This window comes from Burkholderia cepacia complex sp. TUM26381, assembly GCF_057439935.1.
In genome coordinates, this window is the sequence record NZ_CM172006.1 from 2,712,168 (window position 1) to 2,730,586 (window position 18,419).

The following is an 18,419-nucleotide window of genomic DNA, read 5'->3' on the forward strand; positions in this document are numbered from 1 at the left end:
CTCAATCGGTCTCAGTCGAGCCGCAGCTTCGCTTCGGCGAAGGCATACAGCGGGCGCCACAGCAGGCGGTTGAACAGGGTGACGAACAGGGACATCACGGCGATGCCCAGGATGATCTTCGGGAAATCGCCGGCGGCGGTGGTCTGCGCGATGTATGCGCCGAGGCCGTGGGCCTCGATCTTGGTGTTGCCCCACTGCACGGCTTCCGACACGATGCTCGCGTTCCACGCGCCGCCCGAGGCGGTGATCGCACCGGTCACGTAGTACGGGAAGATGCCCGGCAGGATCGCCTGCCGCCACCACTGCCAGCCACGGATGCGGAAGTTCGTCGCCGCTTCGCGATAGTCGTTCGGGTAGGACGTTGCGCCGGCGATCACGTTGAAGAGGATATACCACTGCGTACCGAGCACGATCAGCGGCGACAGCCAGATATCGGCGTTCAGGTGAAAGCGCGCGATCACGATCACGAACACCGGGAACAGCAGGTTCGCCGGGAACGCGGCGAGGAACTGCGCAAGCGGCTGCAGCTTCTCGGCCAGCTTCGGGCGCAGCCCGATCCACACGCCGATCGGCACCCAGATCACGGAGGCGATCGCGATCAGCACGACCACGCGCAGCAGCGTGATGAGCCCGAGCACGAGCACGTGGCCGACCTCGCCCATCGTCACGCCGGTCGAGACGAAGCTGACGACGCGCCACACGATATACGCCGTGCCGATCAGCACCAGAACCGCCCACGCGATGTCGACCGTGCGCGACGCCTTCTTCTCGACGCGCGGCAGCGTGAAGCGCATCGCGCCCGACAGCGGCAGTCGCAGCGGGATCCGCGCCGCCTTCGCGAAGAACCAGCCGGCCGGTACGAGCAGCTGATGGATCAGGCGCGTGCGGCGCACGAGGTCGAGCAGCCACGATTGCGGCGCATCGCCCGACGCGGTGTTCTCCATCCGGAACTTGTCGGCCCACGCGATGAGCGGGCGGAACAGGAACTGGTCATAGGCGAGGATCACGACCGTCATCGTGAGGATCACCCAGCCGATCGCGCCGAAGTTCTTGTCCGAGATCGCCTGCGCGAGATACGCGCCGATGCCCGGCAGCGTGATGGTCTGGTTGCCGACGGTGATCGCCTCCGACGCGACGACGAAGAACCAGCCGCCCGACATCGACATCATCATGTTCCAGATCAGGCCCGGCATCGAGAACGGCACCTCGAGCTTCCAGAAGCGCTGCCACGACGTCAGGTGGAAGCTGCGCGCCACTTCGTCCAGGTCGCGCGGCACCGTGCGCAGCGACTGGTAGAAGCTGAACGTCATGTTCCACGCCTGGCTCGTGAAGATCGCGAAGATCGCCGCCAGCTCGGCGCCGAGCACGCGGCTCGGGAACAGCGCGAGGAAGAACGTGACGGTGAACGAGATGAAGCCGAGCACCGGCACCGACTGCAGGATGTCGAGGATCGGGATCAGCACCATGCCCGCGCGGCGGCTCTTGGCCGCGAGCGTGCCGTAGACGAGCGTGAACGCGAGCGACGCGACCATCGCGGCGAGCATCCGCAGCGTGGTGCGCAACGCGTATTCGGGCAGGTTCGACGGATCGAGCGAGATCTTCTGCGTCTGCAGGGTGCCGATCGGCGCCATCGTCTCGTGAAAGCCGACGACCGCCATCGCGATCAGGCAGATGATCAGCGGAAATGCGATGAAGTCCCACCGGTTCGGCAGCACACGCCACGCGGATGCGTTGGCGGTCCGGTTCGGATTGAAGAATCCGACGTCCATCAGGCGCTCTCCCCGGTAAGGCCGAACGAAGCCGGCAGTCGATGTTGATTCATGGCAAAGCGCACGGGCGCGGTAATTCGATTGACTGGCGATCTCGCGCAGGCGCGAGGCGCCGTGCGTGCATGCGCCGTCGCGGCCCGGTCGAGCCGGCCCGCGACGGCACGACACTACACCAACCTGTATTTCAGGTACAACCGTCCGGGAACGGCGCAGGCAGCGCACGGATCGTGCCCGGCGCGCGGTGGATGGCGGGGAACGGCCCGGCCGCAGTCCTACGGCCGGCATGCAGGCCCGAATTATGCCGTGATCCGGCCCGGCCGGGAACCCGCCAGCCGCACGCGGGCGCAAACCGTGTCGGGCATCAGCAGCCGGATCCGGCGAAGCAGGTATGATCGGGGCTAGCCCCCAGGGTCTGTTTCGGCCGTCTCGTGGCAACGCACGCGCGTTCCCCATGTAAACCGGCCCCGGGGATCGACCGACGAGCGGGAGGAAGGGAATGGCAGGAAACTTGGTGATCGTCTGCCGCGATCAGGATGCCGACGCGTTCTATGAACTCATGCAGGAGTACGGGTCGTTCCAGACGCGGCTGTCGTCGACGGCATGGTACCTGAACATGAACGTCGTGCCGGAATCGCTGCAGGAGGAAATCCTGGAGCGCCTCGGCCGGTATACGACCGTCTACATCTTCGAGGCCACCACGGTGACCTACAACACGATCGACAGCAACGCGGCCGAGACGCTCGGCACGCTGTTCGGCGAATGATGCCGGGCGGCGCCTGCCCGGCCGGGCAGGCGCCGCAACCGCTTACGCGGCCTGTGCGTGGGGTTCGTCCTTCGGCACGACCTCGAACGGGAACGTCATCGAGACACGCAGCCCGCCTTCGGGGCGGTTGCCGATGTCGCACGCGCCGCCCAGCCTGAGCACCAGCCGCTCGACGATCGCGAGCCCGAGCCCGCTGTGGCCGTTCCCGCCGCGCGCGGGGTCGAGCCGCACGAACGGCCGCGTGGCGGCCGCGAGGTCACGCGGCGCGATCCCGCCGCCGCTGTCGCTGACCGACAGCACGTAGCCGGCCGGCGTGCGCGCCGTCTCGACGAGCACGGGCGGTGCGCCGTACGCATGCGCGTTGTCCAGCAGGTTCGACAGGATCCGGTCGAGTGTCGCCGTCGGCAGCCGGAAGCCCGGATCGGCCTCCAGCCGCGTCTGGACCGTCGGCGCGTTCGGCGCGACGGCGCGATAGCTGCGTGCGATCCGCTCGCAGGCCTGATCGACCGGCACCGGTTCGCTGCGATCGGCCCCGCCGTGCGCAAACACCAGAAACTGATCGACGATGTGCGACATCGAGTCGACATCGCGCACGACCCCGTCGCGCAACCGTGCGTCGTCCATCATTTCCGCCCGCAGGCGCATCCGCGCGAGCGGCGTGCGCAGGTCGTGCGCGACGCCCGCCAGCATCACCGCGCGATCGCTCTCGGCCTGCGACACCTGCTCCACCATCTGGTTGAAGCCGTGCGTGAGCTGGCGCAGCTCGCGCGGGCCGCGCTCGCGCAGCGGCGGCACCGGCTGCCCGCGGCCGAAACGCGCGACCGCGCGCGCGAGCGAGCGCAGCGGCTGCTGCAACTGCCAGGCCGCGAACAGCGCGGCGATCACGCCGGCCGAGAAGATCGTGCCGAGCCACAGCAGCATCCGGTCGAGCGAGCGCGGCGGCCGCAGCGGCTGGACGGGCACGACGATCCAGTTGCGGTCGGCCGGCTCCTTCACCCACAGCACCGGCGGATGGCCGGGCACGCCGATCTGGACCTGCGTGCCGGGCGGCATGCGGTCGCTCACGTCGTCGCGGAACCGCTTGAGCGGCGGCGGCAATCCCGAATCGCCGCCCTTCGGCACGTCGGCACTGTCCGGCGACACGAGCCGCACGCGCGACGGCAGCGGCTGGTCCGGCGTGCGCGCGACGTGCTGGCGCACCGCGTCGACGAGGAAGGTGGCCTCTTCGACGGCATACCGTGTCTGCATCTGGTTGCGCTCGAGCCGCATCGCGAAAAACCACGCGAAGTGCGACAGGAGCAGGACACCGACGACGAGCAGCGCCAGCCGCCCGAACAGTGAATCAATGGGTTTGCGCATGAGCCTCGCCGTCGGGCACGAACACGTAGCCGCGCCCGCGCACCGTCTGGATGAAGCGCGGCGTCGACGGATCCGTTTCGAGGATGCGGCGCAGGCGCCACACCTGGACGTCGATGCCGCGGTCGGTACCGTCGTACTCGGGCCCGTGCAGCAGCTCGAGCAGCCGCTCGCGCGTGAGCGTGCGCAGCGCATGGTTCACGAAGATCTTCAGCAGCGCGAATTCGCTGCTCGACAGCGTGGCCGGCTTGCCGTCGACCGACAGCGTGCGCGCCTGGAAGTCCAGCAGGAAGCGGCCGAACGCGAACGGCTCGCGCTGTTCGGGCGCCGCCGCCGACGGCGTCGCGCGGCGGCGGCGCAGCACGGCCTGCACGCGCGCGAGCAGCTCGCGCGGATTGAACGGCTTGCCGAGGTAGTCGTCCGCGCCGAGCTCGAGCCCGACGATGCGGTCGACGTCGTCCGCGCGGGCGGTCAGCATGATCACGGGGATGTCGTCGCCGGCCGCGCGCAGCTGGCGCAGCGCGGTCAGGCCGTCCACGCCCGGCATCATCAGGTCCAGCACGATCAGGTCGGGCCGCTCGCGCTCGAGGCGCTTCTCGAGCGTCGCCGCGTCGTGCAGCACGGACACTTCCATCCCCTGGCGCACGAGATAGTCGCGCAGCAGGTCTCGGAGTTCTTGGTCGTCGTCGACGATGAGGATCTGGGTAGTCATGGCTCGAAGTTTACCGCGCGAGGGCGGAGTCGAAGAACGAAACAAAGGGACGAAAGGGTTACTGCGGGTTACCGCGCAAGGGAACTGTAATGCACGGTAACCGGGCCGCCGCCCCACGTAACACCCGCCGCGACCTGCATCGCTAACCTGCGTCTTACCGGATGCGGTACTCGGCTTTCCCGGCACCGCATCGCCGGACCCTTTGGATACAAGGAGTTTCTGAAATGTATAAGAAGACTTCCCGCGTGGCCATCGCGGCCGCCACCGTGCTCGCTCTCGCATTCGGCACCGCGCAGGCCGCGCAGCCCAACGACATGCCGCCGCCGGGCGGCCCCGGCATGCACCAGATGCACGGCGGGCACGAAGGCGGCCCGTTCGGCGCGATCATGAAACTGCACGACCAGCTGAAGCTCAACGCGTCGCAGGAACAGCAATGGCAGGCGGCCGTGAACACGATGAAGCAGAACCGCGACACGATGCGCAAGAGCCACGAGCAGATGCGCGAACAGTTCAAGGCGCAGCAGAACCAGCCGATCCTCGACCTGAGCGCGATGCACTCGGCACGCCAGCAGGCCGAGCAGCAGAACGCGCAACTGCGCGAGCAGACGTCCGCCGCGTGGCTCACGTTCTACAACGGGCTGAACGACCAGCAGAAGACGATGGTCAGCACGGCGCTCAAGCAGCAGTTCGCGAAGATGGAGCAGCGCCACGAGAAGATGAAGGAGCGCTGGGAGCAGCACCGCGCGGCCGCCAAGGGCGCGTCGGCGCCGGCGCAGTAAGCCGGCGGGTCGCTTCCCGGAGCGGCACCGGAGGGGACGCGGGCATCGGCCCGCGTCCCCTTTTTCGTTTCAGGCGACGTCGAACAGCAGCACTTCGGCCGTCCGGCCGCGCGCGAACGCCACCGCCTGCACGCCGCCGATCCGCGCGCCGTCGCCGGCGGCCAGTGCGCGACCGTTGACCTCGACGTCGCCGCGCACCACGTGCACGTAGGTGCTGCGCCCGGCGCGCACGTCGAACGTCGCCACCTCGTCGCCGTCGATCAGCCCCGCGAAGATGCGGGCGTCCGCGCGCATCGTCAGCGCGCCGTCGCCGCCGTCCGGCGCCGCGACGAGCCGCAGCCGGCCGCGTTTCTCGTCGTCGGCGAAATGCCGTTCCTCGTAACCGGGGCGCCCGCCCCGCTCGGCCGGCTGCAGCCAGATCTGCAGCAGATGCAGCGGCCGGTCGCACGACGCGTTGGTTTCGCTGTGCACGAGCCCCGTGCCGGCGCTCATCCGCTGAACGCCGCCTGACCGGACGATCGCGCCGCAGCCGAGGCTGTCGCGGTGGGCGAGCGTGCCGTCCAGCACGTAGGTCACGATCTCCACGTCGCGGCGCGGCTGCATCCCGAAACCGCGCGTCGGCGCGATCAGGTCCTCGCTCAGCACCTGTAGCGCGCCGACCGGCGGATGCGCATGCGCGGCACGGCCGGCGGAAGAAAAGCTGTGACTCGATTCGAGCCAGCCTTGGCGCGTGTGGCAGCGTTCTTCGGCGCGGCGGATCTGGAACATGGCGCGGACACTCCGGGGGCAGATTCTTTGTTCGGGTTTACCTCCACTGTAGGGGGACACCGAACGCGGCACAATCCGCCGCCGGCGCACCGCATCGTTGCACCTGCGTCGCCAATTGCCGGAATACCCGTTGCGAATACCACGATTGCCGCAACAGCCGAATCGAAGAATCGATCGATCGCGCCGGATTGCGGTTTTCCGGGTATCGCGTTCGGGTAAAATACCGCCCTTTTGGCGCTCGCCTTGCCGGCGGCCGCCATCGCCAGAGCGCCGTTCCGCGATTTTTGGCCGTCTAGAATACGCCGCGGCGCCCGGTCCGACCGGCCGCGAGCGCCCCCGAAAAGCAACAGAAGGATGGAAATGAAGAAGGCCGCCCTGTGCGCCGCCCTCGCCCTCGTGGCGGGCAGCGCCTTCGCGAAGGAGTGGAAGACCGTTCGGATCGGCGTCGATGCCAGCTACCCGCCGTTCGAGTCGACCGCGCCGAGCGGTGAGATCGTCGGTTTCGACGTCGATCTCACCAAGGAAATCTGCAAGCGGATCAACGTGAAATGCGTGTGGGTGGCGCAGGATCTCGACGGGATCATCCCGGCGCTGAAGGCGAAGAAGTACGACGTCATCGTGTCGTCGCTGACCGTCACGGACAAGCGCCGCGAACAGATCGACTTCTCCGACAAGGTGTACGACGCGCCGGCGCGGATGATCGCGAAGACCGGCTCGCCGCTGCTGCCGACGGTCGCGTCGCTGAAGGGCAAGCGCGTCGGCGTCGAGCAGGGCTCGACGCAGGAGACCTACGCGAAGGCGTACTGGGAACCGCAGGGCGTGACGATCATTCCTTACCAGAACCAGGATCAGGTCTATGCCGACCTCGGCTCGGGCCGCCTCGACGCGACGCTGCAGGACGAGCTGCAGGCCGACTACGGCTTCCTGCGCACGCCGCGCGGCAAGGGCTTCGCGTTCGCCGGGCCGGAAGTGAAGGATCCGAAGACGATCGGCGACGGCACCGCGATCGGCCTGCGCAAGGACGATACGGACCTGAAGCTCAAGATCAACAAGGCACTGGCCGACATGCACAAGGACGGCACGTACGACCGGCTGTCGCACAAGTACTTCTCGTTCAGCGTCTATTCGGCTCCGGCCCGCTGAGCGCCGACAAGAAGAAGCAACGGATGCGGGGGCGGCCCCGTGTCCGCGCAGTACAGGCAGTCAACCACGCGCCGCCCGCCCCCTTGCCCACCGCTCGCGCGACGGGCTCGCCCGGCACCGTTGCCGGGGCGGACGGTCATGATACGCACGGGGCGTTCCGCGCAGCTTGGCGGGCGCGTCTTTCGCGGCGCACTGCGTGCGCCGTCAAGGACCACATATGTTTCTACAAGGTTACGGCCCGCTGATCCTCGCTGGCACCTGGCAAACCGTCAAACTGGCGGTGCTTTCGCTTGCGCTGTCGTTCCTGCTGGGGCTGCTCGGCGCCGGCGCGAAGCTGTCGCGCAACCGCTTCACGAACGGCGTCGGCACCGTCTACACGACGCTGATCCGCGGCGTACCCGACCTCGTGCTGATGCTGCTGCTGTTCTACAGCCTGCAGATCTGGCTGAACATGGCGACCGACGCGCTCGGCTGGGACCAGATCGACATCGACCCGTTCCTCGCCGGCGTGCTCGTGCTCGGCTTCATCTACGGCGCGTACTTCACCGAGACGTTCCGCGGCGCGTTCCTGTCGGTCCCGCGCGGCCAGCTCGAGGCCGGCAGCGCCTACGGGATGACGAACTGGCAGGTGTTCACGCGGATCATGTTCCCGCAGATGATGCGCTTCGCGCTGCCGGGCATCGGCAACAACTGGCAGGTGCTCGTGAAGTCGACCGCGCTGGTGTCGATCATCGGCCTGGCCGACGTCGTGAAGGCCTCGCAGGACGCCGGCAAGGGCACGCTGCGGTTCTTCTTCTTCACGCTGATCGCCGGTGCGGTCTACCTCGCCATCACGACGATCTCGAACTTCGTGCTGATGTGGCTCGAAAAGCGCTACTCGACCGGTGTCCGCAAGGCTGACCTATGATCGAACTCATCCAAGAATACTGGCGCAACTATCTCTACACCGACGGCTATCGCATCACCGGTGTCGCGATCACGCTGTGGCTGCTCGTCGTGTCGATCGGCCTCGGCTTCTGCCTGTCGATACCGCTCGCCGTGGCGCGCGTGTCGAAGAAGAAGTGGCTGTCGAGCGCCGTGTGGCTGTACACGTACGTGTTCCGCGGCACGCCGCTCTACGTGCAGCTGCTGCTCTGCTACACGGGCCTCTACAGCCTGCAGGCCGTGCGCGGCACGCCGATGCTCGACGCGTTCTTCCGCGACGGGATGCACTGCACGCTGCTCGCGTTCACGCTGAACACCTGCGCGTACACCACCGAGATTTTCGCCGGCGCCATCAAGGCGACGTCGTACGGCGAGATCGAAGCGGCGCGCGCGTACGGGATGTCCACGTTCACGATGTATCGCCGCGTGATCCTGCCGTCGGCGCTGCGCCGCGCGCTGCCGCTGTACAGCAACGAAGTGATCCTGATGCTGCATGCGACCACCGTCGCGTTCACGGCGACCGTGCCGGACATCCTGAAGATCGCGCGCGACGTCAACTCGGCGACCTACATGTCGTTCCATGCGTTCGGCATCGCCGCCCTGCTCTACCTCGTGATCTCGTTCACGCTCGTGTGGCTGTTCCGCCAGGCCGAGCGTCGCTGGCTCGCGTATCTGCGCCCGCAAGGCAAGTAAGTTTTCGCAGGACTATTGATGAATTCCCAGACTCAGAAGCTTTTCGTCGACGATCTGCACAAGCGGTACGGCGACAACGAGGTACTCAAGGGCGTGTCGCTGAAGGCGAACTCGGGCGACGTGATCAGCGTGATCGGCTCGTCCGGTTCCGGCAAGAGCACGATGCTGCGCTGTATCAACTTCCTCGAGCAGCCGAATGCAGGCCGCATCGTCGTCGACGGCGAGGAAGTACGCACGACGCCCGACAAGACGGGCGCCCTGCGCGCCGCCGATTCGAAGCAGCTGCAGCGCGTGCGCACCAAGCTGTCGATGGTGTTCCAGCACTTCAACCTCTGGTCGCACATGAACGTGCTCGAGAACGTGATGGAAGCGCCCGTAAACGTGCTCGGCATCCCGAAGAAGGAAGCCGAGGCGCGCGCGCGCGAATATCTCGAGAAGGTCGGGCTCGCGCCGCGCGTCGAGAAGCAGTATCCGTCGCATCTGTCCGGCGGTCAGCAGCAGCGCGTCGCGATCGCGCGCGCGCTCGCGATGCATCCGGACGTGATGCTGTTCGACGAGCCGACGTCGGCGCTCGACCCCGAACTGGTGGGCGAAGTGCTGAAGGTGATGCAGAAGCTGGCCGAGGAAGGCCGCACGATGATCGTCGTCACGCACGAGATGGGCTTTGCGCGCAACGTGTCGAACCACGTGATGTTCCTGCATCAGGGCCGCGTCGAGGAAGAAGGCGTGCCGTCCGAGGTGTTTGCGAATCCGAAGAGCGAACGCCTGCGCGGGTTCCTGTCGAGCAGCCTCAAGTAACACGCACGAAACACACGAACGCACGACGTTCGAACGGGCGCCCCGCGGCGCCCGTTTTGCGTTTACGCGGCGCTCACCGGCGCGCTGTCGGCGAACGCGCGCAGTTCGTCGCCCGCCAGCCGGTAACGCACCCATTCGCTCTGCGGCGCCGCGCCGACGCTCTCGTAGAAGCGGATCGCCGGCTCGTTCCAGTCGAGCACGCTCCATTCGAAACGCCCGCAGCCGGATTCGACCGCGATCCGCGCAAGCGCCTTCAGCAGCCGCAGCCCGGCACCCGCGCCGCGAAAGCGCGGCGACACGTACAGATCCTCGAGATACAGCCCCTGCCGCGCAAGCCACGTCGAATACGAGAAGAAATACACGGCGAAGCCGGCCGGCTCGCCATCGACCTCGCACATCAGCGCGCGCGCCGGCGAGCCTTCGCCGAACAGGCTGCGCTCGAGCGACGCAGGCGTGGCGATCACTTCGTGCTCCGCCTTCTCGTAGACGGCCAGCTCGGTAATGAAACGCAGGATCAGCGGTACGTCGGCGACGGTCGCGGAACGGATATCGATTTGCACGGGTTGAGCCCTCCTCCGGCCCGGATGTGAAACGGAAGGCGGCAACGCGCAACCGCGCTGGCGCCGATCAAACCATCATGCTACGTTCATGCCACAACTGCAGGAAGTGCAGTTTCTTCATCCAGACATGAACATGATGCATCCCGATCTGCGCCGCCTCGACCTGAACCTGCTGCTCGTGTTCGACGCGCTGTACCGCCACCGCTCGGTCGCGGCGGCCGCGCACGAGCTCGCATTGAGCCCGTCCGCGTTGAGCCATGCGCTCGCGCGGCTGCGCGACGCGATCGGCGATGCGCTGTTCGTGCGCCTCGGCAACGAGATGCAGCCGACCGTACGCGCCGACGACATCGCCACATGGGCCGGCGATGCGCTCGACGCAATGTCGAAGGGGCTCGCCCGCGCGGGCCGCTTCGATCCCGCACAAAGCGACCGCACGTTCGTGTTCGCCGCGACCGACTACACGGCGTTCGCGGTGCTGCCGGCGTTCCTCGCGCGGATCCAGCATGTCGCACCGCACTTGCGGATCCGCGTCGTGCATTCCGACCGGAAGATATCCGTCGACGCGCTCGCGGCCGGCCGCATCGACTTCGCGCTCGGCTATCACGAGGAATCGGCGGCCGATGCGTCGGGCATCGAGGATTTCGACTGGTTCTCCGACGACTACGTCGTGATCGCGAGCGCCTCGCACCCGTCGATCCGCCGGCGGCTGACGCTCGATCAGTACCTGGCCGCCCGTCACGTGGTCGTCACGCCGTGGAACGAATCGCGCGGCGTCGTCGACTACGTGCTCGACCGGCTCGGCCTCGCGCGGCACGTGGCCGTGCAGTTGCCGACCGTGCTGGCCGCGCCGTTCGTGATCGCGGAATCCGAACTGCTGATGACCGTGCCGAACCGCGCGGCGCAGGCGCTGCAGCACGCGGCGCCGATCCGCATCTTCGCTGCGCCATTCGAAATCCCGCGCTACACGGTGAAGGTCTACTCGCACGCGAAGCATGCGCGCACCGATGCGCATCGCTGGATTCGCGCGCAGCTGCACGACGCACGGCCGGGCCCCGGCTGAACGCAGCGCATCGGGGCCGCGCGCCTTGTGCAACGGGCGTTTCAGGCACTGCCGGCGGTGGCCGAAACCGCCCGATTCATTACGAAATACTTACCCATTTCGCGACTTTCGCGCCTACGCCCGCACTTCCGCAACGTCAATAGTGGCAATCCTTGACCCATGTTCGCGGAATTCGTGTCTCCCTTGCCAGACAAGGGTTTTCCGTTAATTGCTAACCCTCGGTGCACCTGTTGCGCACCGTGTTGCATGGCAATTTGGCGACAGCGGTTAGTCAAACAACGATTTCCATCGCCACAAAATTGTATTTTTGCTAAATTAGTAACCAAAGTAGCAAAACGAAGTTCGTGAAATGTAGTTTAGCTTCACGACACTACAAGGAGACCCCGCAGGCCGACCCGGCTGCGCGGGACTGCTCAACGGTTTTTCCGTCCGCTTGCCCGCGTGCTGCGCTTACCGGCCCTGCGCGAGGTCTCCCTGGTTATCCCGCTTTTGCCCGGCGCTTGTCGCTCCGGGCATCTCGTGCAGTTCTGGGTTGACTTTTTGACAGGGTATGGAGGAGACGATGAAGAAAGCTTTGGTCGCGGCCGCGCTGATGGCTGCTGGGGTGGTGACGGCGCACGCGCAGAGCAGCGTCACGCTGTATGGCCGCCTGGATGCAGGCATCGAGTACATGAACGGCCTGCAAAACGGCCACCAAGTGCGCGCGGAAAGCGGCGACTGGGGCACGAGCCTGTGGGGCTTGAAGGGTAGCGAAGACATCGGTGGCGGCAACAAGGTCCTGTTCCACCTCGAAGGCGCGTTCAACACGATGACCGGCGGCTTCAGCGGCTCGATCTGGGATCGTTATGCGACGGTCGGTATCTCGAACGACCGCTACGGTACGCTGCTGTTGGGTCGCGAGCTCGCGATCGCCAACGGCGTGTGGGACTTCGATCCGTTCGGCCAGTCGGCCTGGTCGACCGCATCGCTCGTGCGCGGCCGCAACTGGAACAAGACCAGCAACAACGTGTCGTACCAGTCGCCGCAGTTCTACGGCCTCGACTTCTACGGCCAGTTCTCGTTCTCGAACTCGACCAGCTTCAACGGCAACACGACGGCCGGCCAACCGGGCCGTGCAGCCGGCGCACAGGTCACCTACACGAACTCGCTGTTCCAGTTGCGCGGCATCTACGACGAAACGCGCGACAGCAACGGCCGCTTCTCGGACGTGTTCAACTACTCGCGTGAATACTTCGCGGGCGTGAACGTGTTCCTCGGCCAGTTCAAGGTTCAGGCGGCTTACCAGGCATCGCGCGCGGACGGCAGCGGCGGCCCGGCAGTGAACGCAGGCGTGACGGGCACCCAGCAGGTCTGGGGCGGCGTGACGTGGCAGGCCACGCCGGCAGCGGCGCTGATCGCAGCCGTGTATCACGTGAACGCGAACCACGGCGGCGGCAACGCGAACATCTACACGGTCGGCGGCTCGTACAACATCTCGAAGCGCACGCTGTTCGACCTGCAGGTCGCGACGGTGCGCAACAGCAAGAACGCCAACTTCGGCCTGAACGCGAACGGCGCCGGTACGGCCGTGTCGACGGGCAACCCGAATCCGGGCGGCAGCCAGACCGGCGTCTACGCCGGCATCCAGCACCTGTTCTGATCAGGCGCCGTCAAAGAACGATTCGACAACACTTTCCACGCTGCTGCGAGAGGCGCGTATCGGTGCGGTACCCAACCGGGTATCGCACCGTTTTTTATTGGCGGGCCGACTTTGCGCGGCCCATCGACGAAGTCGGCGCTCAGACGGCCGCTTCGTTCTCTTCGCCGGTGCGGATGCGGATCACGCGCTCGACGTCCGACACGAAGATCTTGCCGTCGCCGATCTTGCCGGTGCGTGCCGCGCCGATCACCGCGTCGATCACCTGGTCGACCTGCGCTTCCGCGACGACCACCTCGATCTTCATCTTCGGCAGAAAGTCGACGACGTATTCGGCACCGCGATACAACTCGGTATGGCCCTTCTGGCGGCCGAAGCCCTTCACTTCCGTCACGGTCAGGCCCGTGAGACCCACTTCGGCGAGCGCTTCGCGGACTTCGTCCAGCTTGAACGGCTTGATGATGGCGGTGATGCGTTTCATGGTGGTTGTCCCCCAATGCTCGTTTGGATGAAAAATCGCGATCCCGATTGTAAGCCTGCGAGCCGCATCCGGCCCAGCACGGCTCAATCGAGACGTTCGGTAAACCGCGACGTGACCGGGTAGCGCCAGTCGCGCCCGAATGCGCGATGCGTGACGCGGATCCCGATCGGCGCCTGGCGGCGCTTGTATTCGTTGATCTTGATGAGCCGCGTCACGCGTTCGACGTCGGCCTGCGCATAGCCGGCCGCGACGATCTCGGCGAGCGGCCGGTCTTCTTCCATGTACATCCGCATGATCGCGTCGAGCACGTCGTACGGCGGCAGGCTGTCCTGGTCGGTCTGGTTCTCGCGCAGCTCGGCCGACGGCGCGCGCGTCAGGATCCGCTCGGGGATCACGTCGCGCAGCGGGTAGTCGGCGGTTTCGTTGCGATAGCGGCAGAGCCGGTACACGAGCGTCTTCGCGATGTCCTTGATCACCGCGAAACCGCCGGCCATGTCGCCGTACAACGTGCAGTAGCCGACCGCCATCTCGCTCTTGTTGCCGGTCGTCAGCACGATCGAGCCGAACTTGTTCGACAGCGCCATCAGCAGCGTGCCGCGGATGCGCGCCTGGATGTTCTCCTCCGTCGCGTCTTCCGCGCGGCCCGCGAACTCGCCGGCAAGCGCCGCACGAAATGCGTCGAACATCGGCGCGATCGCGATCTCGTCGTAGCGCACGCCGACGCGCCGCGCCATCTCCGCCGCGTCGGTGGTCGAAATGTCGGCCGTGAAGCGCGACGGCATCATCACCGCGCGCACGCGCTCGGGCCCGAGCGCGTCGCACGCGACCGCCAGCACCAGCGCCGAATCGACGCCGCCCGACAACCCGATCAGCGCGCCGGGGAAACCGTTCTTGCCGATGTAGTCGCGCACGCCGGTCACGAGCGCACGGTACACCTGCGCATCCGTCGACAGCTCGGGGGCGATCGCGCCGGGCAGCGGCCGCGCGCCGTCGAATTCGACGATCGCATGGCCTTCGTCGAACTGCGGCATCTTCGCGACGAGCGCGCCCTGCGCGTCGAGCACGAACGAGCCGCCGTCGAACACGAGCTCGTCCTGGCCGCCGACGAGGTTCACGTACACCATCGGCAGCCCGGTCTCGCGAATCCGCGCGCGCAGGATGTCGACGCGCACCGCCCCCTTGTTCATGTGGTACGGCGAGCCGTTCGGGATCAGCAGCACCTGCGCGCCGGCCGCCTTCGCGATCTGCGCGGCCGACGCATGCCACGCGTCCTCGCAGATGATCACGCCGTATTTCACGCCGTTCAGCTCGAACACCAGCGGCTCGGCGTCCGTCGCGAAGTAGCGCTTCTCGTCGAACACCTCGGCGTTCGGCAGATCCTGCTTGCGGTAGGTGCCGACGATCTCGCCGCCGACGATCAGCGACACGGCATTGAAGGTATCGGCAGGCGGCACGCCGCGCTCGATCGGGCGGTTTGCATTACCATCGACGGCTGGCGCGCGCGCATCGTCGCCCGCACCGCGCAACGGATGGCCGACCAGCACCGCGAGCCCGTCGAATGCCTTCAGCGCATCGGCCAAGGCGTCGAGCGCGGCGGCCGCCGCCGCGTAGAACGCGGGCCGCAGCAGCAGGTCTTCCGGCGGATAGCCGGACAGCGCGAGTTCGGGCGCGACCATCAGCTGCGCACCATCGTTGTGCGCGGCGCGCGCGGCCGCGACGATCCGCGCGACGTTGCCGGCGAAATCGCCGACGGTGACGTTGATCTGGGCGAGAGCGAGTCGGGTCTTCATGGCGGGATCGGCGCAACCCGGCGGCGCGCCCTGAACGGCTGACGAAATCGACCCGGGCGCGGCCGCAGCGGCACGCATCCGGCAACATCCAACGGTACGGATTCACGCTTGAAACACGAACGCATCGATTATCGCACGGGCATCCTGTCGTCCCCCGCCGAGGTGCCGGCCGACGAATGGAACGCGCTGCTCGCGCGCGACGCGCAGCCGACGCCGTTCCTGCGCCACGAATTCCTCGACGCGCTGCACGTCGCGCGCTGCGCGGTCGACGACACCGGCTGGTCGCCGCATTTCGTCACGCTGACCGACGAGCGCACCGGCCGCCTCGCGGCTGCCGCACCCGTCTACGCGAAACAGCATTCGTACGGCGAATACGTGTTCGACTGGGCGTGGGCCGACGCCTACCAGCGCAACAACCTGCCCTACTACCCGAAGCTGCTGTGCGCGGTGCCGTTCACGCCCGTACAGGGCACGCGCCTGCTCGCGGCCGACGACGACGCGCGCCGCCGGCTCGCGGCCACGCTGCTCGCATTCGCCGAGCAGAGCGACGTGTCGTCGCTGCACGTGCTGTTCCCGACCGGCGACGAAGCACGGTTGCTCGAATCGATGGGAATGATGCTGCGCGAAGGCGTGCAGTTCCACTGGCTCAACGACGGCTACCGCCACTTCGACGATTTCCTCGGCACGCTCGAGCAGAAGAAGCGCAAGAACATTCGCGCGGAGCGGCGCAAGGTGCAGGACGCAGGTGTGACATTCCGGCGGCTGACCGGCGATCAGATCACCGACACCGACTGGCGCTTCTTCTCGCGCTGCTACCGGCAGACCTACCGCGAGCACTTCTCGAGCCCGTACCTGAACCTCGATTTCTTCCGCACGATCGGCGCGACGATGCCGGAGAACCTGCTGCTCGTGATCGCGGAAGCCGACGGCCAGCCGATCGCGAGCGCGCTCGCCGTGTACCGTCGCGGCGAGCACGGCGGCGGCACGCTGTACGGCCGCTACTGGGGGGCGATCGAGCACGTGCCCTGCCTGCATTTCGAAACGGCCTACTACCAGTTGCTCGAGTTCTGCATCGAGGCCGGGCTCGATACGTTCGAAGGCGGCGCGCAGGGCGAACACAAGCTCGCACGCGGCTTCCTGCCGACCGTCACGCACTCCGCGCACTGGCTCGCCCACCCGGCGTTTTCCGATGCGGTCGCGCGCTTTCTCGAACGCGAGACCGAGCATATCCACGCGTACGTCGACGAACTGCGCGAACACGATCCGTTCCGGCGCGGCGCCGAGTAGCGTCAGCCAGCACACCGGCATGCGGCAAGGCCACGACGGGCCTCGCCACATGCCGCACGGCTGCGTCCGGTTCAGTGCGCGGCGAGCGTCACCGTATGCGACAGCGCCTGCGGATCGCGCGACGACGCGGCCGCCGACAGCACGGCGCTGCCCGCGCCGATCCGCCATGCGTGCGCATTCGCATCCAGACCGCGAAGTGCTGCGCCGGCACCGCGACGCTGACCGTGCGGGCCTCGCCCGGCTGCAGCGCGACCCTGGCCCAGCCGACGAGCCGCTTCGGCGACGGGCACGGCGACCGGTGGCGTTGACGCGCGCTTTTTCTGAGACACTGGCGGCTTCGCATCCCGCCGCCCTGCCATGTCCTGGTTTCTGTATCTGATCGAATGCGCCGACGACAGCGTCTACACGGGCATCACGACCGACGTTGCCGCACGCTTCGACGAACACGCGTCCGGCAAGGGCGCGCGCTACACGCGCTCGCGCAAGCCGCGCGCGGTGCTCGCGTCGTTTCCGCTGCCCGACCGGTCGAGCGCGTCGCGTGCGGAATACTGGGTGAAGCGGCTCACGCCCGTGCAAAAGCGGGAACTGGCGGCCGGTTTGCGGACGCTCGAATCGGTGTTGCCCGTCGTGGTGCCGCTCGATGAAAGCGAAGACCCGGCCGGGTTGAAGGCCGGTACGCGCAGGCGCAAGAAGGTGCAGACGGAAACCGCCGACGACACGCCGCAGGCGGTTGCAACGGCTCCGGTTGCCGGGAAAAACGTGAAGACCGGGAAAGTAGCCAAGTCCGCGAAGCCGGCGAAAGGCAAGCAAGCCTCGAAGACTACGAAGGCCGTGCCGGACACGAAGCGTGAGAAAACCGGCGGCGATGCAGTCGTAAAAAAAACTGCGTCGCGTAGATCGCCAGTAAAGAAGACCAGGACGTCCGAATCCGCGTCATCGAAAATGCAGGCGCCGGCCGCCGCCGGCAAACCCGTCGCGAACGCACGGGAAGATGCCGCTCCGGCACCGGCTCGTCGTCGTGCGTCGGCCACGAAAGCCGTGAAAGAGAACGCACCCTCCGTTGCCCCGCGCCGCGCAAAACGCACGAAGGGTGCACTGGCCGCCCCGTCCCCGCCGCCTTCCACACCCGCACGCAAGAAACCCGCGCGCACAAAACAAAACCGCGCGGCCTCCTGAGGAGACACGCGCGGTTTGCGCTCCGTACGAACCGGCCGTCGGCCGGTACGCCGCTTACTTCTTGTAGTTCGCGGCGCCGTCGGTGATTTCCTTGTGCGCGGCTTCGATGCCGGCCCAGCCTTCGACCTTCACCCACTTGCCCTTCTCGAGCGCCTTGTATTGCTCGAAGAAGTGCTTGATCTGGTCCTTCAGGTACTCGGGCACGTCGTCGATCGACTTCAGGTTCGCCGTCATCGGGCAGACCTTGTCGTGCGGCACGGCAACCAGCTTCGCGTCGACGCCCGACTCGTCGGTCATCTGCAGCATGCCGAGCACGCGCGAGCGCACGATCGAGCCGGCCAGCAGCGGGAACGGCGTGATCACCAGCACGTCGACCGGATCGCCGTCGCCCGACAGCGTCTGCGGGATGTAGCCGTAGTTCACCGGATAGCGCATGCCCGTGCCGATGAAGCGGTCGACGACGAGAAGGCCCAGTTCCTTGTCCGCCTCGTACTTCACCGGATCGCTTTGCGCGGGAATCTCGATGATCACGTTGAAATCTTGCGGCAGGTCCTTGCCGGCCGGAACATGATTGAAGCTCATGAGCACTCTCTGTAGGTCGATGGGAATTCGGGACAGGGCGCCGCGGCCGATGCACCGCCGCGGGCGTCCCCCAAGGGAATGCGCCATTATAGCCAATCGACCGGTGGCGTCCGGATGACGATCGGCGCGATAATCGTTCCGG

Annotated in this window: 18 protein-coding genes and 1 pseudogene; 10 read left to right on the top strand and 9 right to left on the bottom strand. The window is 66.8% G+C overall.

Annotation, left to right across the window (positions count from 1 at the left end; genetic code table 11):
* Positions 1 to 11: 11 nt before the first annotated feature.
* Complete coding sequence (locus ACWMMN_RS12750; RefSeq protein ID WP_059233491.1) at positions 12 to 1,769, bottom strand: ABC transporter permease; 1,758 nt, start codon at positions 1,767 to 1,769, stop codon at positions 12 to 14.
* 496 nt (positions 1,770 to 2,265) lie between these two features.
* Here ACWMMN_RS12750 and ACWMMN_RS12755 point away from each other — a divergent pair, with 496 nt between their 5' ends.
* Entirely contained in the window at positions 2,266 to 2,532 is a 267-nt protein-coding gene (locus tag ACWMMN_RS12755; protein WP_011545926.1) for a double-stranded DNA-specific endonuclease, read from the top strand.
* A gap of 42 nt (positions 2,533 to 2,574) precedes the next feature.
* On the opposite strand, the gene ACWMMN_RS12760 is transcribed toward ACWMMN_RS12755, so the two are convergent.
* Complete coding sequence (locus ACWMMN_RS12760) at positions 2,575 to 3,891, bottom strand: ATP-binding protein (protein ID WP_059233490.1); 1,317 nt, start codon at positions 3,889 to 3,891, stop codon at positions 2,575 to 2,577.
* Positions 3,875 to 4,600 carry a response regulator gene (locus ACWMMN_RS12765; protein ID WP_006493394.1) on the bottom strand — a complete coding sequence of 242 codons (726 nt, stop codon included), beginning with the start codon at positions 4,598 to 4,600 and terminating at the stop codon, positions 3,875 to 3,877. Before ACWMMN_RS12765 ends, ACWMMN_RS12760 begins: the two co-directional genes overlap by 17 nt.
* Positions 4,601 to 4,824: 224 nt before the next feature.
* Here ACWMMN_RS12765 and ACWMMN_RS12770 point away from each other — a divergent pair, with 224 nt between their 5' ends.
* Positions 4,825 to 5,379 (top strand): Spy/CpxP family protein refolding chaperone, encoded by a 555-nt coding sequence (locus tag ACWMMN_RS12770; RefSeq protein WP_059233489.1) that lies wholly within the window; start codon positions 4,825 to 4,827, stop codon positions 5,377 to 5,379.
* A gap of 69 nt (positions 5,380 to 5,448) precedes the next feature.
* On the opposite strand, the gene ACWMMN_RS12775 is transcribed toward ACWMMN_RS12770, so the two are convergent.
* Positions 5,449 to 6,147 carry a pirin family protein gene (locus tag ACWMMN_RS12775; protein WP_059233488.1) on the bottom strand — a complete coding sequence of 233 codons (699 nt, stop codon included), beginning with the start codon at positions 6,145 to 6,147 and terminating at the stop codon, positions 5,449 to 5,451.
* Between the two features lie 360 nt (positions 6,148 to 6,507).
* Here ACWMMN_RS12775 and ACWMMN_RS12780 point away from each other — a divergent pair, with 360 nt between their 5' ends.
* From ACWMMN_RS12780 to ACWMMN_RS12795, 4 genes are all read left to right on the top strand, one after another.
* Positions 6,508 to 7,290 (top strand): ABC transporter substrate-binding protein, encoded by a 783-nt coding sequence (locus ACWMMN_RS12780; protein WP_059236656.1) that lies wholly within the window; start codon positions 6,508 to 6,510, stop codon positions 7,288 to 7,290.
* A gap of 217 nt (positions 7,291 to 7,507) precedes the next feature.
* The gene (locus ACWMMN_RS12785; RefSeq protein WP_021158491.1) at positions 7,508 to 8,197 is read left to right on the top strand and encodes an ABC transporter permease; all 690 of its coding nucleotides are present in this window, start codon (positions 7,508 to 7,510) and stop codon (positions 8,195 to 8,197) included.
* Positions 8,194 to 8,907: an ABC transporter permease gene (locus ACWMMN_RS12790; RefSeq protein WP_059233487.1), complete on the top strand. Its 714-nt coding sequence runs from the start codon at positions 8,194 to 8,196 to the stop codon at positions 8,905 to 8,907. The genes ACWMMN_RS12785 and ACWMMN_RS12790 overlap by 4 nt, the downstream gene beginning before the upstream one ends.
* Positions 8,908 to 8,925: 18 nt before the next feature.
* A complete protein-coding gene (locus ACWMMN_RS12795; protein WP_486422721.1) occupies positions 8,926 to 9,705 on the top strand; it encodes an ABC transporter ATP-binding protein in 780 nt (259 codons plus the stop codon).
* A gap of 62 nt (positions 9,706 to 9,767) precedes the next feature.
* Here ACWMMN_RS12795 and ACWMMN_RS12800 read toward each other — a convergent pair whose 3' ends face one another.
* The gene (locus ACWMMN_RS12800; RefSeq protein ID WP_174992936.1) at positions 9,768 to 10,265 is read right to left on the bottom strand and encodes a GNAT family N-acetyltransferase; all 498 of its coding nucleotides are present in this window, start codon (positions 10,263 to 10,265) and stop codon (positions 9,768 to 9,770) included.
* Positions 10,266 to 10,353: 88 nt separating this feature from the next.
* Between ACWMMN_RS12800 and ACWMMN_RS12805 the strand changes: the two genes are divergently transcribed.
* On the top strand, positions 10,354 to 11,325 hold the full coding sequence (locus tag ACWMMN_RS12805) for a LysR family transcriptional regulator (protein ID WP_226196673.1): 972 nt from the start codon (positions 10,354 to 10,356) through the stop codon (positions 11,323 to 11,325).
* A 562-nt stretch (positions 11,326 to 11,887) separates the two neighbouring features.
* Positions 11,888 to 12,964 (top strand): porin, encoded by a 1,077-nt coding sequence (locus ACWMMN_RS12810; protein WP_059236652.1) that lies wholly within the window; start codon positions 11,888 to 11,890, stop codon positions 12,962 to 12,964.
* A gap of 139 nt (positions 12,965 to 13,103) precedes the next feature.
* Here ACWMMN_RS12810 and ACWMMN_RS12815 read toward each other — a convergent pair whose 3' ends face one another.
* Together ACWMMN_RS12815 and ACWMMN_RS12820 are read right to left on the bottom strand one after the other, a co-directional pair.
* Complete coding sequence (locus ACWMMN_RS12815; protein WP_006398637.1) at positions 13,104 to 13,442, bottom strand: P-II family nitrogen regulator; 339 nt, start codon at positions 13,440 to 13,442, stop codon at positions 13,104 to 13,106.
* 83 nt (positions 13,443 to 13,525) lie between these two features.
* Positions 13,526 to 15,232, bottom strand: a complete 1,707-nt coding sequence (locus ACWMMN_RS12820; protein ID WP_340624364.1) for an NAD+ synthase — start codon at positions 15,230 to 15,232, stop codon at positions 13,526 to 13,528.
* Between the two features lie 108 nt (positions 15,233 to 15,340).
* Between ACWMMN_RS12820 and ACWMMN_RS12825 the strand changes: the two genes are divergently transcribed.
* Positions 15,341 to 16,519: a GNAT family N-acetyltransferase gene (locus ACWMMN_RS12825; RefSeq protein WP_486422722.1), complete on the top strand. Its 1,179-nt coding sequence runs from the start codon at positions 15,341 to 15,343 to the stop codon at positions 16,517 to 16,519.
* Between the two features lie 71 nt (positions 16,520 to 16,590).
* Here ACWMMN_RS12825 and ACWMMN_RS12830 read toward each other — a convergent pair.
* Positions 16,591 to 16,799 (bottom strand): annotated as a pseudogene (locus tag ACWMMN_RS12830) (fibronectin type III-like domain-contianing protein); the annotation flags it as partial.
* 77 nt (positions 16,800 to 16,876) lie between these two features.
* Here ACWMMN_RS12830 and ACWMMN_RS12835 point away from each other — a divergent pair.
* On the top strand, positions 16,877 to 17,695 hold the full coding sequence (locus tag ACWMMN_RS12835; protein ID WP_486422723.1) for a GIY-YIG nuclease family protein: 819 nt from the start codon (positions 16,877 to 16,879) through the stop codon (positions 17,693 to 17,695).
* A 54-nt stretch (positions 17,696 to 17,749) separates the two neighbouring features.
* On the opposite strand, the gene ppa is transcribed toward ACWMMN_RS12835, so the two are convergent.
* The gene (ppa, locus tag ACWMMN_RS12840) at positions 17,750 to 18,277 is read right to left on the bottom strand and encodes an inorganic diphosphatase (RefSeq protein WP_011352863.1); all 528 of its coding nucleotides are present in this window, start codon (positions 18,275 to 18,277) and stop codon (positions 17,750 to 17,752) included.
* Positions 18,278 to 18,419 lie beyond the last annotated feature (142 nt).

What these genes read in the sequence shown, in the direction of transcription:
- ACWMMN_RS12750 (WP_059233491.1), bottom strand. Translation starts at nt 1,769, where the DNA reads ATGGACGTCGGATTCTTCAATCCGAACCGGACCGCCAACGCATCCGCG.
- ACWMMN_RS12755 (WP_011545926.1), top strand. Translation starts at nt 2,266, where the DNA reads ATGGCAGGAAACTTGGTGATCGTCTGCCGCGATCAGGATGCCGACGCG.
- ACWMMN_RS12760 (WP_059233490.1), bottom strand. Translation starts at nt 3,891, where the DNA reads ATGCGCAAACCCATTGATTCACTGTTCGGGCGGCTGGCGCTGCTCGTC.
- ACWMMN_RS12765 (WP_006493394.1), bottom strand. Translation starts at nt 4,600, where the DNA reads ATGACTACCCAGATCCTCATCGTCGACGACGACCAAGAACTCCGAGAC.
- ACWMMN_RS12770 (WP_059233489.1), top strand. Translation starts at nt 4,825, where the DNA reads ATGTATAAGAAGACTTCCCGCGTGGCCATCGCGGCCGCCACCGTGCTC.
- ACWMMN_RS12775 (WP_059233488.1), bottom strand. Translation starts at nt 6,147, where the DNA reads ATGTTCCAGATCCGCCGCGCCGAAGAACGCTGCCACACGCGCCAAGGC.
- ACWMMN_RS12780 (WP_059236656.1), top strand. Translation starts at nt 6,508, where the DNA reads ATGAAGAAGGCCGCCCTGTGCGCCGCCCTCGCCCTCGTGGCGGGCAGC.
- ACWMMN_RS12785 (WP_021158491.1), top strand. Translation starts at nt 7,508, where the DNA reads ATGTTTCTACAAGGTTACGGCCCGCTGATCCTCGCTGGCACCTGGCAA.
- ACWMMN_RS12790 (WP_059233487.1), top strand. Translation starts at nt 8,194, where the DNA reads ATGATCGAACTCATCCAAGAATACTGGCGCAACTATCTCTACACCGAC.
- ACWMMN_RS12795 (WP_486422721.1), top strand. Translation starts at nt 8,926, where the DNA reads ATGAATTCCCAGACTCAGAAGCTTTTCGTCGACGATCTGCACAAGCGG.
- ACWMMN_RS12805 (WP_226196673.1), top strand. Translation starts at nt 10,354, where the DNA reads ATGCCACAACTGCAGGAAGTGCAGTTTCTTCATCCAGACATGAACATG.
- ACWMMN_RS12810 (WP_059236652.1), top strand. Translation starts at nt 11,888, where the DNA reads ATGAAGAAAGCTTTGGTCGCGGCCGCGCTGATGGCTGCTGGGGTGGTG.
- ACWMMN_RS12815 (WP_006398637.1), bottom strand. Translation starts at nt 13,442, where the DNA reads ATGAAACGCATCACCGCCATCATCAAGCCGTTCAAGCTGGACGAAGTC.
- ACWMMN_RS12820 (WP_340624364.1), bottom strand. Translation starts at nt 15,232, where the DNA reads ATGAAGACCCGACTCGCTCTCGCCCAGATCAACGTCACCGTCGGCGAT.
- ACWMMN_RS12835 (WP_486422723.1), top strand. Translation starts at nt 16,877, where the DNA reads ATGTCCTGGTTTCTGTATCTGATCGAATGCGCCGACGACAGCGTCTAC.
- ppa (WP_011352863.1), bottom strand. Translation starts at nt 18,277, where the DNA reads ATGAGCTTCAATCATGTTCCGGCCGGCAAGGACCTGCCGCAAGATTTC.